Origin of the sequence: Sporosarcina sp. 6E9 (genome assembly GCF_017921835.1) — a bacterium.
Taxonomy (GTDB): domain Bacteria; phylum Bacillota; class Bacilli; order Bacillales_A; family Planococcaceae; genus Sporosarcina.
The window spans coordinates 90,118-104,877 of record NZ_JAGEMN010000002.1 but is presented as its reverse complement, the minus strand read 5'-3'; the positions used below and the strand labels follow the sequence as shown (position 1 = coordinate 104,877).

The following is a 14,760-nucleotide window of genomic DNA, read 5'->3' as shown; positions in this document are numbered from 1 at the left end:
TTAAAAAAAGCCCTGTATTTTCGATAAGAACCTAACCAAATCGAAGGGGGCCATGAGGACGTATTGTATCCCTGAAGACTATAGCAATCACGTCGCATTCATATAGTATAACATATTGAACGGAATTTTGCAGGAATTGAAATTGGACTTATTTGAAAATTGAGTGAGAATACGCGGGAAATGACGCCTATAATTGCGTCTCGCGCATCATCTTGGTTATAGTGTAAATAAGTAAAGGAAGTGACCGTATTGGATATGAATATTTTCATTGTAGAAGACGATCTGGCTATTTTTGAATCATTAAAATTTCGACTTGAACAATGGTCATTTACTGTGACAGGTCCAGATGACTTCGAAGATGTGCTGACTTCATTTTTAATCCAAGAACCGCACCTTGTCATACTCGACATTCAACTTCCCGCATTTGACGGGTTTTATTGGTGTCGAGAAATACGTGCAGTATCTAAAGTTCCTATCGTTTTTCTATCATCCCGCGATCATCCGATGGACATGGTCATGGCGATGAATATGGGGGCAGATGATTATATTCAAAAACCTTTTGACACGGATGTGTTACTCGCTAAATTGCAAGCCCTCCTTAGAAGAACGTATTCTTATGGAGAAGAAAAACCTGATGTCCTTGAATGGAATCGTGCCATGATTGACATGAAGCGCGGCGTTATTCGCATGGATGGAATTGAAGTTGAATTGACGAAAAACGAATTTTTTATCCTGGCAGTACTCGTTGAATCAAGTAACGAGATTGTTTCCCGCGATGAGCTGATTCGAAAGTTATGGGATGACGAACGATTTGTAAATGATAATACGCTTACCGTGAACGTGACAAGGCTTCGCCACAAGCTTGCGGAAATCGGACTGGGTGAAGCAGTTGTAACGAAAAAAGGGCTAGGCTATGTCGCTATTACACTGTAGAAATGGGGTATCCTTATGTTTATTCGCTACATAAATGACCGGAAAAGTTGGATACTCTTTTTCATAGCGGCAGTTGGATTTATTAACCTAATTGTATGGCTTGATCAAGGAATCGCAGTGGAATTTACGTCAGTGCTCTATTTTAATATGTTACTAGTGGTCTCTTTTATCGCATTTTTAATTTGGCGTTATCGAGTGGAGACGAGGTTCACCAAAGCACTTTCTTCGCTAATGGAGGCGGGAATAGATGGGTGGTATATTGCATTGCCTGACACAACTTTTTCTTATGACGAAATAACGAAGGCAATGCTTCTTCAAGCGGCAGAGAACTGGTCGAAAGAATCCTCTGAAATGAAAAAAGTAACTATCCATGAAGGGGATTACATCGCTTCCTGGGTGCATGAAGTGAAAACGCCGCTTACCGCGATGAAACTCACAATAGACGAGCATCGCGGTAATCCTGCATTTCGGAAAATCGAGTCAGAGTGGTTGCGTCTACATTTACTCGTGGACCAGCAGTTGTCAATTTCACGACTGGCGTCGATAGAAGCAGACTATGTAATTGAGAATACAAATTTGCAAAAGCTTGCTTCGGCAGAAGTGCGGGAGCTTGCTTCATGGTGCATGGATAAAAATATTGCGGTCGAGTTTGAAGGGGAAGGTGTGGAAGTGTTAACGGACGTTAAATGGTGCAGGTTTATCATGCGCCAATTATTAACGAATGCTGTTAAATACAGTCCAGCTGGCGGAACAATCACGATCTCGACAAGCATAAAACCATCGGGGATTGCAAGTTTGTCCATTACAGACGATGGCCCGGGAATAAAACCGCATGATCTTCCACGTGTTTTTGATAAAGGATTTACGGGAGGCACAGGTAGAATACATAATGCAGCGACGGGACTCGGACTCTATCTGGCTCAAACAGTCGCGGCGAAAATGGGGATTACATTAACTGTTAAATCAACAACTGGTAATGGAACAACAATGGAAATCGTGTTTCCGACTGAAAATGAGTTCGATCAAATGGTGCTTAAACGATGAAATAAATATATCCGCACGTTTTGTGCACATATCCGTGTATTGAGGATATATATCCGTCTGTTTTCAAGTTATATCCGCAGGTTTGAGACAGATATCCGTACATTCGAACAATATATCCGCAAAAAGGGACTTTTGGACCACCTGAGATTCACCAATATTTGACGAACGTGACAACAATGTCACATTGGACAGCCTCTTTGTCATCACAATCAAGCGACCACACATAAATTTCACGATATGATAAATGCAGGATTGAAATAAGGAGGCATTCGTGGTGAATAAAACACATACATCGCAAGAAACTGTATTACACGCACAAAACGTTCGTAAATCATTTGGTACAAGAGGGAATGTGCAGGAAGTATTGAAAGGAATCGATCTTCGCGTGAACAAAGGGGAATTCGTCGGCATAATGGGACCTTCGGGAGCTGGGAAAACTACGCTGTTGAATGTTCTAGCCACAATCGATCGTGCGACAGACGGTGCGATTTTGATTGACGGAGATGATATATCGAAGATGAAAGATGCTGGTTTATCGGCATTCCGTCGCGACAAACTCGGGTTCATTTTTCAAGATTATAATCTCTTGGATACATTAACCGCGAAGGAAAATATCCTTCTGCCAATTTCACTTGGAAAAGTGAAGAAAATAGAAGCAGAAGCAAGATTCAACGACATCGCAACGATTTTGGGAATTACCGACATCGCACATAAATACCCGCATGAAATATCCGGTGGCCAAAAGCAACGGACTTCGGCAGCACGCGCACTGATTAATGAACCTTCTATGGTATTTGCGGATGAGCCAACAGGAGCACTTGATTCGAAATCGGCTTCGTCGCTTTTAGGTACGATGGAAAATGTTAATAAAAAGCGTGGCGTCACGATCATGATGGTAACGCATGATGCGGTTGCTTCTAGTTACGCGAGCCGTGTTGTTTTCTTGAAAGATGGACAGATTTATTCGGAATTATACCGCGGCGACAAAACGAGACAGGCCTTTTTCCAGGACATCTTAAAAGTCCAGGGTGTTCTCGGGGGTGACAGCGTTGACACTATTTGACCTGGTCATTCGTAGCATGCGGAAAAATATTAAACATTATTATTTATATTTCTTCGCACTCATTTTTAGTGTCGTTCTGTATTTCGTTTTTGCTACTTTGCAATATGACTCCTCGATTGTCGATCGAGCTGGACAATCAATGAAGTTTGATTCCGCTTTTAAAGTGGCTGGTGGTTTACTCATTTTTATCGCAGGGATATTTATTGTTTATGCAAATGCAATTTTTCTTAAACGACGCAGCCGTGAGATTGGTTTATATCAATTGATCGGTTTGAATAAAGCTGCCGTTTCACGCCTTCTAATTATTGAAAATACGATTCTGAGTGCGGGGGCACTCGTTATTGGAATAGGTGTAGGCATACTCGTATCGCGTGTGTTTTTACTATTGCTGATGAAGTTGGTTGGTTATGAAGGATTCATAGCCTTATCATTTTCAACAGAGGCCATTCTGCAAACAATAATTGTGTTCGTTGCGATTATTTTACTAACAACGATACAAATGATATTCGCAGTTTATCGAAACACATTGCTTAGTTTATTTAATGCAGATAAAAAAGGAGAGAATCCAAAGAAACCGAAAACAGTCGTATCAGCAATCTTGGCTCTTTTAGGAATTGGTCTAATCGTTTTTGGTTACTGGTTATCAGGGAATATGTTGAACGAATGGCTGTTGTTCAATATGGTTGCTGTCCTAGTATCGACCATTTTAGGAACGTATCTGTTGTTTCGCATCACAATTAGTTGGTTGTTTTATAAGTTTCGTGCTAGAAAACAAGGTCATCTTGGATTGAACAATAGTTTGTCAATTGCATCACTTATGCACCGCATGAAAGGAAATGCCAATTCATTAACGATCATTACTGTTTTATCTGCAATGACGCTTGCGATGTTGGCGGGTTGTTATTCACTTTATTATTCGACGGAAAAAGAGTCACGCTATTCCATGCCGCATGATTTTATGTTTGAAAGTAACGGGGAATTAGCGGCGCAATTTGGGGAAGAGCTAAAAGAGAACGGAATTGGCTTTACGAGTAATAAAATTGAGTTACTTACTGTTTGGGGTACATTCGAAAAAAAAGTTTTCCCAGAGTGGGATGGACCGATGGACGGTACGTACGGATTTTCTATTGTGAGTGATCAACAACTTGAAAAAGCCGGTTTTCAAGTTAAGGCACCTACGAAAGGAAAAGCCGTTATGCATGATATGATGTATGCGATGTCGATGAAAAATATGAAATTGCCGTTTGACGTCAACATTACTAGTGGAGATACCGACAGGCAATTTCGTGTAACGGAGTTGGGCAGTGGAAACGTTGTGAATTACGTTTCTGTAGGTTTTCAATTAGTCATCGGTGATGCGTATTTTGAAGAGTTAAAAGAACAATTGCCCTCAGAAAATGAAGATAGTAAAATTCTAGATGTATTTGCAGTTAATTTACTTGATAAAGATCAGCTCAAAGCTGCATCTAAAATATTTTTCCAATCAAAGTATATAGATCATGCCGAAGGGGAGAATTACGCCTACGCTAAAGATTACTATTCGATGTATGAGAATGGAATTCAAACTAATGGGTTACTAATCTTTATCGCTGGTTTCCTGGGCTTGGTGTTCTTAATATCCACAGGGAGCATCCTGTACTTCAAACAAATGACGGAAGCTGAACAGGAAAAACAAAGTTACGCGACGCTTCGTCAGCTTGGATTTACGGTGAAGGATATTATGAAAGGAATTATTCGTAAGCAAATGTTTGTTTTCGGATTGCCGCTTGCAATCGGTTTGTTGCATTCTGTCTTTGCGATAAAAGCAGCGTCATTCTTGTTCATGTCTGATATTACAGTACCAACGACCATTGCGATGGGATTATACGCAATCATTTACATCGTCTTTGCATTCTTGACTATAGGTTACTACCGGAAAACAGTAAAGGCAGCACTATAAGAAAAAATAAGTCGTACTGATTGGAATGAAATTAACCAATCAGTACGACTTTTATAACTAATAAAAAAACCTATAAAAAAAGTGTTTTTTGTATCTTTTGAGGGAATGTGTGTATTAAGATGTCTAAGTAGAAGTTTTGGTTGAAAGGATTTGTTGCATATGGTAATGGACGCGCTTAACTGGTTAGTCGGTCCTGCAAATGATTTTTTATGGACGTATGTACTCATTGGTTTTTTATTGATAATTGGTGTTTATTTCACGATTCGCACCAAATTTGTCCAGATTCGATTATTTAAAGAGATGTTCCGACTGATCTTTGAGAAAAAGGAAAGTAACGATGGGGTTTCCCCTTTTCAAGCGTTTACCATTAGTGCCGCTTCCAGAGTAGGCACTGGAAATGTGACGGGCGTAGCGCTTGCAATTGGAATTGGCGGCCCTGGGGCGGTATTTTGGATGTGGATGATTGCAATTATCGGAATGGCCACTGCTTTTGTAGAAAGTACGCTAGCACAAGTGTATAAGGTGAAGGACGGCGATACATTCCGCGGTGGACCAGCATACTACATGCAGAAAGCACTTGGATATCGCAAACTAGGAATAGTCTTTGCAGTTTTATTAACGCTATGTTTTGGATTTATCTTTAATGCGGTTCAATCGAATACGATTAGCCAATCGTTTATGGATGTTTTCGGTCTACCAGACTGGTTAGTCGGCCTTGCATTAGTTATATTAACAGCGGTTATTATTTTTGGCGGCGTGAAACGAATTGTTAAAGTCACAGAGTTAATTGTCCCAATCATGGCGATATTTTACTTATTAGTCGCCTTCTATGTTGTCATCGTAAATATTACGGAAATTCCCGCCGTCTTTATGTTGATCATTGAACATGCTTTTGGCATTAAGGAAGTCGTCGGTGGTGGTATCGGTGTAGCCATGATGCAAGGGGTGCGTCGAGGATTATTTTCTAACGAAGCTGGAATGGGAAGTGTGCCGAATGCGGCAGCTACGGCGAATGTCTCCCACCCGGCGAAACAAGGACTTGTACAAAGTTTAGGTGTGTTTTTTGATACAATGATGATTTGTTCGGCCACTGCTTTTATTATCATATTGGCTGGACTTTATTCGACTGGAGAACAAAGTGGTATTATATTAACGCAAGCCTCCATGGCAGTTCATGTTGGTTCGTGGGCGCCATATTTCGTTGCGATTGCGATCATGTTCTTCGCTTTCAGTTCGATTGTCGGAAATTATTATTACGGCGAGACGAATATTGAATTCATTAAAGCACATAAATCATGGATGACGATTTACCGCGTTTTGGTACTCGGCATGGTTATGTTCGGCGCGATGGCGAAAGTGAGCGTCGTTTGGAACATGGCGGATTTGTTCATGGGGATCATGGCTGTCATGAACTTGATTGTAATTGCGATACTTGGAAGAGTTGCATTTAAAGTGTTGGATGACTTCTCTGCGCAAAGACGTAAAGGTTTGAATCCAGTGTTTAAAGCAAGTTCCATTCCTGGCTTGAAAAACGCCGAATGCTGGGAAGATTCCAAAGTGAAAGACAGAATTTCAAAACTATAATTAGCCTTAGCAAAAAACATTTTTTTATTCGAATAAAACACCTTCACAGGAAAAGTATATTTTTTGCATTCAAGCAAAACATATCAAAGACTTGTGGAGGTGTTTTTTGTAGGGCATGAAATTGTAAATGAATAGTAAAAAGTACGTCGAAAAATAGGTTAAACTTGGAAGCTGAAAAAGCGGATTTTTTTTCAACTTGGGGACATGATATAAATTGTAGGTGGGGCATTCACTTAACAAACTTTAAAGGGGTGAAACCATTCATGGACAACAACAATCGTAATCGCCAAGATCAAAACGACCGCAATAACCGAAATAACCGTAACAACCAGAACAATAATCAAGACAAAAACTTAGAGTTTGGTGATGATTTTCTTGATCTAAACCCTAACAACAATAACAACAACAATAACAATGATAAAAACAACCGTAACAATAACCGAAATAACAACAACAATAACAACAGATAATTTGAAATCAAACCTGTATCGCAACTTAAAAATTGCGATACAGGTTTTTTAGATTTAATTCACATCTTTTCGGGTGCTTTCATTCCCAACAGTCGAAGCGCTTCCTTTAGGACAATCGTCGTACTTGTGATAAGTGCGATTCTATATGGTTTGTTTTTCGAATCGGTTAGTACATGAACATTCGCGTAAAATGAGTTAAAAGCCTGTGCCAGATTAACCGCGTACTTCGCGATGATTGAAGGATCTAGTTCTTTAGCGGATTGTTGGATGATTTCAGGGAACTGTTCTAGCTCTTTTACGATTTTCCACTCGAAATCATTCACTTCATCCACTGTATAAGAGTTTGTTTCCCCGGCCTTTCTTAACACCGAATTAGCACGGGCGAAAGTATATTGAACGTAGGGACCAGTTTCTCCTTCAGTCTGAAGCATTGTTTCTAGATCAAACTCAATATCATGTTTTCGGTGCTGTTTCAAATCGCTGAAAATAATAGCGCCAACACCAATAGCTTCAGCAATTTCTATCTTATTTTCCAGATTCGGATTTTTTTCTTCAATCGTTGATTGTGCAAGCGAGATTGCATCTTTTAAAACTTCCTCCAACAAGACGATTTTGCCTTTACGCGTCGACATCTTTTTTCCGTCTTTCAAAATAAGCCCGAAAGGTACATGTTCGATATCCTGCGCCCATTCATAACTCATCTTTTCGAGGACTTTTTTGAATTGTGTAAAGTGTAGACTTTGTTCATTCCCGACGACATAGATGGATTTCTCGAAATCATATGTCTTTTTTCTGTCGATTGCAGCAGTTAAATCGCGAGTCGCATACAGTGTCGCTCCGTCTGATTTTTTAATCAGGCAAGGCGGCATTTTATCTCCTAATTCGACGACCAAAGCGCCGTCCGATTCCTTCAACAATCCCTTTTCATTCAACAAATCGACGATAGGTTCCATTTTATCGTTGTAATAAGCCTCGCCGTTATAAGAATCGAATTTCACGCCGAGTAAATCATAAATGCGTTGAAACTCCTTCAATGATTCTGATTTAAACCAATCCCATAAGGCAAGCGCTTCGGTATCCCCGTCTTCTAATGCCTTAAAAGCTGCTCTTCCTTCATCATTCAATGCTTCATCCTGCTCTGCATCTTCATGGAACTGGATATAGAGCTTTAATAGAGTCTGGATCGGGTTTGTTCTTACTTCTTGTTCGTTGCCCCATTTTCGATAGGCTGTTAGTAGCTTGCCAAACTGTGTCCCCCAATCACCGATATAGTTGATTTTCACAGTTTTGTAGCCGTTCTTTTCAAGCAATAAAGAAATTGAATTTCCGATGACCGTGGAGCGCAAATGTCCCATGGAAAACGGTTTTGCAATGTTAGGGGAAGACATATCAATTGTCCCGACCCCGTTATTTCCAACATCGGATGACCCGTAGGATTTAGTTTGCTCACGGATTCTATCGAGCAGGGAACTAGTGATTTGAGAACGGTTCAGAAAGATATTCACATAACCGTTTACGGCTTCGGCTTTGTGGATAAGTGGATGACGGATTGCATCTGCAATTTCATCCGCAATCATAACAGGCGATTTTTTTAAATTCTTTGCAAACGGAAAGCAGGGCAATGCTAAATCGCCCATATGTGTGTGAGCGGGTTGTTCTAACATATTTATATTCAAGGGAATCGGACTAAATTGTTGCAACACATGCATGACCTCTGTTTTCATCTCATATTCCTCCTTTTTGTCAATAAAGTGAAACTTCAATCCGTGGGGTGTTCTTCCCCACGGATTGTTAGTTGAACCAATCGGGCATTTACGGGCAGTTGACTCCCACCTATTCTTATCGTTTATCTCAAGTCTTGAGGTGGGAGTCTCACTGCCCGTTAATGCGGGACAAAAAAAGCCCCCGCCTCAAATAAATGAGGCGAAAGCATAACTTCCGCGGTACCACTCAACTTGCCCGTGATCGGGCCGCTTACTCATAACGGCGAGACACCGACTTTTCCTACTTAAATCAGAAAAGTATCTCCGAAGTGCGCTTCACAAGCATTCTTTACTAGGCTTTCACTGTCCCCAGTTCGCTGAAAAAGAAAAGTTTGTTACTCTCTTCATCCAAGATGTTGTAGATGACTATAGCAAGCATTTGCAATGGCGTCAATATGATTATTGGTCTTTTCTATAAATTCACTACTAAAACATATTTTATAGGAATTAGTGTGTTTTGGCACCTTCACGGTGGTAAATCATATACATGATGAACCACAGTGCACCGACTACCAAGATTGCGACGTATTGTGGGCTAGATGCGATAGAGACAAAAAATAGGGTAAGGAGTGTAGCGGGAAAGAGGAAGTTCATGGCATAAAAGGATTTATACGCAACACGATATTGCTCAAACTTTTCTCCTTCATCCAGATTTTCAAAAATTTCTTTGTATCCGTCTATTCGTTTCAGATTTACGAATGCAGCAGGACTGTATTTATTATGGAAACTAATCGCTTTCATTTGAGCATAGATCGCAAAAATAAAAATCGCAAAATATAAAATAACAATTACGGTTGCAAGTAAGTCATAGCCAAAGTCCCATTCTATTCCGACGATGAAAGAACTGGTAGCCCCAATGATAAACAATAAAGAAGTAGAGCCGACAAATTTATGGGCAACTTTTTCTTTTCTTGCCTCAAGCTCATCGATGTTGATCTCTGGCGTGTCCTTTTTATCAGCCTGATTCCAAATCAATCCAATACGAATGGACATGACAAGTAAGATAGCGAGCATTCCAAAAGCTATCAACTCTTTTCCATAAGGTACGCTGGGGCTGAACCCATCCCATAATATAACAATCAAACCGAAAGTAAACGCGAACCCAACAGCCATAAAGAGGCTAAGTGAACCTTTCTTTTTCTTCATTTCTCTTCCTCCTTTATTGAAAATACTTCGTCCACAGGCAGTTGAAATACTTTCGCGATTTTCATCGCAATTAAAATAGATGGTAAATAATCGCCTCGTTCAATTAAACTAATTGTTTGTCTTGAGGAATCGGTTAATTTAGCTAACTCAGTTTGACTGAGTCCGTCTCTAGCACGTAATTCTTTTAAACGATTAAGTAATATCGCCATCGTATTTCCTCCTCTTCATACCTAGTGTATATCTTTATAGTCATAGTGACAACTATTGTTGTCATTATGACTATTTTAATTGTCGACACGAGAAAATAATGATGAAAAATTCCTCTATGCATAAAAAGTAATATGAACAGTTTTATTCAGAACTGTTCATAACTTTTCCTTCTGGAACATGAAAGAGTATGATAGCAATTAACATGTTGTGGATAAATTACTTGTGGATATGTGGATAAGCGAGTGATTCTCGCATGAAAAACTTTTTACCTATTTACGATTAAAACACCATATGTTAGGGTATAGGAAGTGAACAAGGCACTATATATAGTATTGAATGATGGAATGGTACCGGAGGAAGAATGGAGTTCAGTTCTTCCTGTAGGAAGAATGAAGTTCAATTCTTCTTTAATCGGTTTAATAGGGAATCCGGATAATCCGGAGCTGTCCCCGCAACTGTAAACGCGGACGACCGCCTCAGAATGCCACTGTGGAAAAATCCATGGGAAGGTTTTGGTGGAAGATCGATGCGTAAGCCAGGAGACCTGCCTTTCATCATCAAGCGACACTTTCTTCGGGGGTTGAGAGGTGGAAGCGAGCGGGTTTCTTCCGTCTATCTTCTAACTTTAGAAGAATATTCAAGGACGCCCATTCTGTTTCCAACTTAAAAAATCCATGAGCGATAGCTCTGCCGAAGAGGCAGACCTATCGCTTTTTCATGTCGAAAATCGATTTACATAATTGGGAGGAGACGGAATAACATGACGACTAAAATTAAAACACCAAAAATTGATCAGCTATTACATAAATTACAAAACGAGTTTGGCGAACAGAAAATAGCACCGTTACTTAAAGTGAGCGCACGTTGGATAGAAAGGCATCCTGACGGGCAACGTTCTGAATGGGCGAAGGCAATGGTGCTCGAGGCAATCAGTTTTGTCGCAGAAGACGAAACTTACTGGACGTTTGTTGCTGCAAGAATTTATCTTGAAGAAGTCTATGCGCACGAAGAAAAGCAACGCGGTAAATCGGTCTATGCTGATTTTGCTGGCCATGTGGAAAGTTTAGTGCAAAAGGGTTTATACACACCCGTATTAACCGAAAAATACTCAAAAGCAGATTTGGATTATCTGGGAAGTGTCATTGAACCCGAACGAGACAAGTTATTTACCTATATTGGATTAAAAACGTTAATAGATCGTTATGTTGCAGTTGATTTCACTAAAAAGCCAGTGGAACTTCCGCAAGAACGTTGGCTCGTCATTGCCATGACGCTAATGCAGGACGAAACGGAAAATCGTCTAGAAAAAGTAGCTGAATCCTATTGGGCGATGAGCAATTTATATATGACCGTTGCAACACCTACATTGTCGAATGCAGGAAAACCACATGGCCAATTATCAAGTTGTTTTATCGACACGGTAGACGATTCTTTGCAAGGCATTTACGACAGCAATACAGATATCGCCAATTTGTCGAAATACGGCGGCGGAATCGGTGTTTATATGGGGAAAGTTAGAAGTCGTGGCTCCTCGATTCGTGGATTTAAAGGTGCATCAAGCGGTGTTCTACCATGGATTAAACAATTAAATAATACAGCGGTTAGTGTCGATCAGCTTGGTCAAAGACAAGGTGCGATTGCTGTATACCTAGATGTTTTCCACAAAGATATTTTCACATTCCTCGATTTGAAATTAAACAACGGGGACGAGCGCATGCGGGCGCATGATATTTTTACAGGCGTCTGTTTACCGGATATTTATATGGAGGCAGTCGAAGCACGTGGAGATTGGCATCTGTTTGATCCGCATGAAGTTCGGGAAGTGATGGGCTATTCACTGGAAGATTCCTACGATGAAAAACGGGGCGAGGGTTCATTCCGTGAAAAGTATGCGGAATGCGTCAATCATCCAGAACTTAGCCGAGAAACAATGCCGGCGATTGACTTAATGAAGCGAATTTTACGAAGCCAACTAGAAACAGGCGTGCCGTTCATGTTTTACCGCGACGAAGTGAACCGTGCCAATGCGAATAAACATGAAGGAATGATTTACTCATCGAATTTGTGTTCAGAAATTGCTCAAAACATGAGTGCGACGGAATTTGAATCTGTCACACTCGAAGATGATATTGTTGTTACCCGTTCAAAACCAGGCGACTTTGTTGTTTGTAATCTGTCTTCCATTAACCTTGGAAAAGCAGTTCCAGCGAACGTGTTAGAACGACTAATTAAAATTCAAGTACGCATGCTCGATAACGTCATTGATTTGAATAAAATCCCTGTCGTACAAGCGGCTCGAACAAATTCTAGATACCGTGGAATTGGACTAGGGACATTCGGTTGGCATCATTTACTTGCACTGAAAAATATACAATGGGAATCAGACGAAGCAGTAGAGTACGCTGATACATTATATGAACGGATTGCTTACCTTACTATTTCCGCTTCGATGGAAATATCAAAAGAAAAAGGGGCCTATCCTTTATTCGAAGGATCCGACTGGCAGACTGGAGACTATTTCGATAACAAAGGATACGATTCAAAAGAATGGCGTGAACTGCGCTTTGAAGTGGCAATGAATGGGATGCGAAATGGCTATTTGATGGCTGTTGCACCGAATTCTTCCACATCGGTAATTGCAGGTTCAACTGCTTCCATCGATCCGATTTTCAAACCGTTTTTCCATGAGGAGAAAAAGGATTATAAATTGCCAACAGTGGCACCGGACTTGGATCATAATACGTATGACATTTATCGCCGTTCCGCCTATATTGTCGATCAACGTTGGTCCGTCAAACAAAATGCGGCTCGGCAGCGCCATATTGACCAAGCAATTTCTTTCAATATTTACGTCCCGAATACGATTCGTGCTTCCGTTTTACTCGACTTGCATATTCAAGCATGGAAGTCAGGCATGAAAACAACTTATTACACGCGTTCAAGCGCCACGGATATTGCGGAGTGTGAATGGTGTCATTCTTAATCGCTTATGCAACTTGGAGCGGAAACACAGAGGAAGTTGCGGAGCTTATTGAAGAGGTTGTCTTGAAATCGGATATCGACGTAACAAAATACAGAATCGGTACGGGGCTACTTCCCGACGTACGTGCGTTTGATGCACTCATTATTGGATCGTTTACATGGGACAAAGGCGCAACGCCTGATGAAGTGAAAGATTTCGTGGCGGAAGTAGGCTATAAACCTTCGAATGTTTACGTTTTTGGAACTGGCGACACGCAATTCGGCGGAGATGCATTATTTTGCAGTGCTGCAGTAAAGTTAGCGCGATTTTACGAGTCGAAATATGCACCGCTGAAAATCGAACAAAGTCCAAGAGGAACACAAGAAATCGATGTAATTAATTGGACGGAAGGGGTTATCAAACAATGGTCACACTAAACAGAGTAAAAGTATTAAATCCAGCAAACCCAAACAAATCAACCGCTATTTTCGGCGGAAAAGCCAGCGGAATTCTAAATTGGAATGATCTTGCACACCCGCACTTTTATAAACTAAGGCAACAAATACGTTCCTTGTTTTGGACAGCAAATGAAGTTGATATGACACAAGACGTCAAGCAATTTTCAACGCTGACCCAACCTGAACAAGACGCATTCTTGAAAATCATTGGTTTATTAGCAACGCTGGACGGTCCGCAAACGGATATTGCGTTAAAGATTTCTCATTTTACAACCGATCCCTCCGTCAAATCATTAATGGCGACAATTGCGGATCAGGAAAGCGAACATAATCATAGTTATGCCTATGTGCTTTCATCTGTAACGACGTTAGATAAGCAAATCGCTTCATTCGAAATGGGTCGAACCGATGAGGTTTTAATGCGCAGGAATGAACGCATTGTCAACGTGTACAATGAATTTGCAGAAAGACCGACGATTGATTCTGCGTTAAAAGCAATGGTCTATACGACTTTACTGGAAGGGCTATTTTTTTACAGCGGTTTCGCGTTCTTCTACAATTTGGCGCGCAACCAGAAGATGGTCGGAACATCGACAATGGTGTCGTATATTAACCGCGATGAGTTACAGCACGGAAAAGCAATTAGCGACATATTCCGCGCAGCCTTAGCAGAAAATCCAGAATACAATACAGATGAGTTCACAGAATGGATTTACGATCAATTCCGCCACTCCGTCGAACAAGAAGTCGCGTGGAGCCAGTATGTGTTGGCAGATATTGACGGCATCGATCTTGAAGAAATGGAAGGCTACATTAAATACCGGGCCAATAAAATGCTGCGGATGCTCGGACTCGATGAAATCTATCCAGAGTTCACCAACAATCCTATGAGATGGATTAAAGCCTACGTGGATAGTTTCGATGATACGAAAACAGATTTCTTCGAACAAGCCTCTAGGCAATATGTCAAAACGAGTGATTTGAATGGGTTTGATGATTTATAGGTTTTGATTGTTTTCACACCGCTGGAACGGGAGAGGGAGAGGACTTCGAACTCAATTGCGCGGACTTCAATCGCAGGTATTGCAATAATTTAAACATAAGGATATAACTACGCATCGCCACGCTGGTGCGTAGTTTTTTTATTCATTAAATCCTCGAAATTGTGATTTATATCATATCCAGTCA

12 protein-coding genes, 1 riboswitch and 1 other annotated feature are annotated in these 14,760 nt (G+C 40.7%); of the genes, 9 read left to right on the top strand and 3 right to left on the bottom strand.

Annotated elements, in window-relative coordinates:
• Positions 1 to 255: 255 nt before the first annotated feature.
• The 6 genes from J4G36_RS12095 to J4G36_RS12070 all read left to right on the top strand — a co-directional run bounded on the left by J4G36_RS12095 (position 256) and on the right by J4G36_RS12070 (position 7,033).
• A complete protein-coding gene (locus tag J4G36_RS12095) occupies positions 256 to 933 on the top strand; it encodes a response regulator transcription factor (protein ID WP_210470821.1) in 678 nt (225 codons plus the stop codon).
• Between the two features lie 15 nt (positions 934 to 948).
• A complete protein-coding gene (locus J4G36_RS12090) occupies positions 949 to 1,977 on the top strand; it encodes a sensor histidine kinase (protein ID WP_210470618.1) in 1,029 nt (342 codons plus the stop codon).
• Between the two features lie 274 nt (positions 1,978 to 2,251).
• Positions 2,252 to 3,040 (top strand): ABC transporter ATP-binding protein, encoded by a 789-nt coding sequence (locus J4G36_RS12085; RefSeq protein ID WP_210470617.1) that lies wholly within the window; start codon positions 2,252 to 2,254, stop codon positions 3,038 to 3,040.
• Complete coding sequence (locus tag J4G36_RS12080) at positions 3,018 to 4,979, top strand: ABC transporter permease (RefSeq protein WP_368668775.1); 1,962 nt, start codon at positions 3,018 to 3,020, stop codon at positions 4,977 to 4,979. The genes J4G36_RS12085 and J4G36_RS12080 overlap by 23 nt, the downstream gene beginning before the upstream one ends.
• 159 nt (positions 4,980 to 5,138) lie before the next feature.
• Positions 5,139 to 6,563: an alanine/glycine:cation symporter family protein gene (locus J4G36_RS12075; RefSeq protein WP_483315900.1), complete on the top strand. Its 1,425-nt coding sequence runs from the start codon at positions 5,139 to 5,141 to the stop codon at positions 6,561 to 6,563.
• A gap of 164 nt (positions 6,564 to 6,727) precedes the next feature.
• Complete coding sequence (locus J4G36_RS12070; RefSeq protein WP_210470614.1) at positions 6,728 to 7,033, top strand: hypothetical protein; 306 nt, start codon at positions 6,728 to 6,730, stop codon at positions 7,031 to 7,033.
• A gap of 59 nt (positions 7,034 to 7,092) precedes the next feature.
• Here the strand turns inward: J4G36_RS12070 and argS are convergent, their stop codons facing one another.
• From argS to J4G36_RS12055, 3 genes are all read right to left on the bottom strand, one after another.
• Positions 7,093 to 8,757, bottom strand: a complete 1,665-nt coding sequence (argS, locus tag J4G36_RS12065) for an arginine--tRNA ligase (RefSeq protein WP_210470613.1) — start codon at positions 8,755 to 8,757, stop codon at positions 7,093 to 7,095.
• Between the two features lie 192 nt (positions 8,758 to 8,949).
• Positions 8,950 to 9,156, bottom strand: a binding site (T-box leader).
• An 87-nt stretch (positions 9,157 to 9,243) separates the two neighbouring features.
• Positions 9,244 to 9,942 (bottom strand): DUF3169 family protein, encoded by a 699-nt coding sequence (locus J4G36_RS12060; RefSeq protein ID WP_210470612.1) that lies wholly within the window; start codon positions 9,940 to 9,942, stop codon positions 9,244 to 9,246.
• A complete protein-coding gene (locus J4G36_RS12055; RefSeq protein WP_210470611.1) occupies positions 9,939 to 10,151 on the bottom strand; it encodes a helix-turn-helix transcriptional regulator in 213 nt (70 codons plus the stop codon). The genes J4G36_RS12060 and J4G36_RS12055 overlap by 4 nt, the downstream gene beginning before the upstream one ends.
• 377 nt (positions 10,152 to 10,528) lie before the next feature.
• Positions 10,529 to 10,718, top strand: a riboswitch (cobalamin riboswitch).
• Between the two features lie 194 nt (positions 10,719 to 10,912).
• On the opposite strand from J4G36_RS12055, the gene J4G36_RS12050 reads away from it, so the two are divergent.
• From J4G36_RS12050 to J4G36_RS12040, 3 genes are read left to right on the top strand one after another with little or no spacing between them, the layout of a single operon-like run.
• Complete coding sequence (locus J4G36_RS12050; RefSeq protein WP_210470610.1) at positions 10,913 to 13,135, top strand: ribonucleoside-diphosphate reductase subunit alpha; 2,223 nt, start codon at positions 10,913 to 10,915, stop codon at positions 13,133 to 13,135.
• A complete protein-coding gene (locus tag J4G36_RS12045) occupies positions 13,123 to 13,551 on the top strand; it encodes a flavodoxin (protein WP_483315902.1) in 429 nt (142 codons plus the stop codon). The genes J4G36_RS12050 and J4G36_RS12045 overlap by 13 nt, the downstream gene beginning before the upstream one ends.
• Complete coding sequence (locus J4G36_RS12040) at positions 13,539 to 14,576, top strand: ribonucleotide-diphosphate reductase subunit beta (protein ID WP_210470608.1); 1,038 nt, start codon at positions 13,539 to 13,541, stop codon at positions 14,574 to 14,576. The genes J4G36_RS12045 and J4G36_RS12040 overlap by 13 nt, the downstream gene beginning before the upstream one ends.
• Positions 14,577 to 14,760: the final 184 nt, after the last annotated feature.